Source organism: Ensifer sp. MJa1, from assembly GCF_037026475.1.
Lineage (GTDB): Bacteria > Pseudomonadota > Alphaproteobacteria > Rhizobiales > Rhizobiaceae > Ensifer.
On record NZ_JAKUMO010000056.1, the window covers coordinates 1 to 2287 of the forward strand.

At 59.6% G+C, this 2287-nt stretch carries 1 protein-coding gene and 1 pseudogene; both read right to left on the reverse strand.

The window, feature by feature from the left end; genetic code table 11:
* Nucleotides 1–633 (reverse strand): annotated as a pseudogene (locus MKZ91_RS31450) (hypothetical protein); the annotation flags it as partial.
* A gap of 259 nt (nucleotides 634–892) precedes the next feature.
* The coding region (locus MKZ91_RS31455) for a metallophosphoesterase (protein ID WP_336174940.1) at nucleotides 893–2287 on the reverse strand (1395 nt) is incomplete at its 5' end.

The window sequence follows — 2287 nt, forward strand, 5'->3', positions numbered from 1 at the left end:
AATCGTGCCCGTGCTCACCTCATCGACGGTGAACTGGATATAGGCGTTGGTGATGATCGCGCCCTTGGGAATGTCGATGCCGATAAAGCGGATGCCAACGGTTTGGCCAACGCCGTCATCGACGGTGAGCTCAAGATCGCTGCTGTTCAAGGACATCGAGCCGGATGACCGCTCTTCCGCGTCGTCGGCGCTTGCCACGACCCTTGTCTCGAAGATTGTGGGAGCTGCCAGAGCGCTAACCATCACTGCCTCGGTGCTTGGGGAGGGTTCCGATGCAGTTCCGTCGAGCGATCGGAGCATGCTGTTTGGTTTGTCTCCGCCGGACGGTTGCCCGGCCGTATCCTTGGCGCCGAGCGCAGTGCTGGACGCCCCGCTGGCGACCAAGCCTGCATCCCCCCATGTGGAATTCAGAGATGCGTTATCGTTGCGATCGACGATCGCGCTACTATCCCAGTATTCGCTCTTGTCCATCATCGATCGCGGCCCAATCGTGACCGGACGGACGATCCCGAACGGGTGCTCGAAGTTGTCCTCGAACGCGTAGCCGTCGGCGACGTCAAAACTCAGCGCGAACTCCATCGCAAGCAGTCTCGGGTCGTTCAGGCTCGAGGGAATGCGGGACAGTTTGGACATGCTCGATCTCCTTTCCGCAGCATGCGGATGGCAGGGCTATTGGATGACAGCGCACCTACGTCGTCGCGAGCGCGAATGCTGGGCACGTCTTTGGGTTTCCCGGCCTTAACGACAAGGATGCAAGCGGGCGATCAGGCAAGCAGCCAATGGTCGAGCCGGAACTCGTAGAGCTTGCCGTCGTTCGCATTCGGGTTGGAGTCGTTGTCCAAGCGCGCAGATCGACTTGATTGCACGAAAGCGACACGTCTAATCAGGCCATTTAGACAAGCAGGCCTGACCGGACGAAATTGTCGTCATGGAGCTGCTCCGCCCTCACGCCGAGCAATGTCAGATGATCCGTGCCGCTCAGATTGGCCACCACGTTGGCGCCCTGGTTTGTTGCGACCTGACGAAATTCACTGGCGCTGTCGATCCCGAATGCACGCAGATCAAGGACGTCTCCGCTGCTCGCACCAGCCCGGAAGTTCAAGATCGCGTCATTGCCATCACCAGTCTGGAACACGAAGAGATTGCTGTTCCTGCCGCCGACCAGCGTGTCGTTGCCGCGTCCGCCCGTCAGCGTAGCATTGCTGCCGAGCCCCCAGAGGTAGTCGGCGCCCGTCGTGCCGTTCAGCACATAGCCGCCGTTGGCGATCGTCGGGGCACGGTCGGCAGGCGTCGAGATGAAGTAGGAGTCCGTCAAGGAGCTTGTGGCAGTCGTCCCGTTGAAGCTTGTGACGTTGTAGAATTCTATCAGCATGCCCTGATCGGTGATGGTAACGAGGCTGGCGCCGACATTGGGGACATCGCGTCCCGCGCCACCAAGGCCGGTGGTGGTGTAGGGAAGCTGGAGACCGTCTCCGTTATCGTCCCGGTTTTCCCGGTAATAGTTGTGCTCGTGTCCCGCAAACACTGCGTTTACGCCCCAAGGCTCGAAGGGCCAGCGCATAGTGCTGGTGCTCCCGCTCGAGTTATAGGCCGTGTGGTGGAAGTAGGCGACGTTGAAGCTCGCATTTGATGCGTCGAGTGTTGCGTGCATCCACTGGCCTTGAACCGACGTCGAACTGCGACCGTCCGTCTCTTGGCTGTTGCTGTTGAGCGCGAAGAAATGTACCGGCCCGATCTGGAAGTCATAATACCGTTCGTTGTCGGGCAACGTGAAGTAATTCAGGTAGTTGGTGAAATTGTTCTCGTTGTATTCGTGGTTTCCGAGCACGGGGAAGAAGCGATTGATGGCGCTGCCGGCGCCATAGGCGCCCTGGTAGTTGCCGATATAGTCGTGGTACTGCTGGCCTATCGCCGCATCCATTGTCTGCGGCGCATAGACGTTGTCGCCCACCGTTAAGGCGAAGTCGACGTTCCAGCTGTGAATGAGCGCCGAGACGGCTTTTTCCCCATTGAGACTTGTGTCACCGAAATCGCCGAACACGGCGAAGCGGTAGAGCGTCTGCGGCCCCGCCTGGGCGGCGACGTTGACCGTGAAGTCGTGCGCGGCGGTGCTTCCGTCAGATGAGGTCGCCGTCACGGCAAGGGTGATCGACGGCTCGTTTTGGGCATTGAGGGTGCCGGTGGCGGAACGGGTAATGACACCATTGGTATCGATGGCAAAACGCGTGTCGCTGAGGCTGTATGTGACAGTCGATCCGGCGTCGGAATCCCTTGCAGAAGCGGTTAT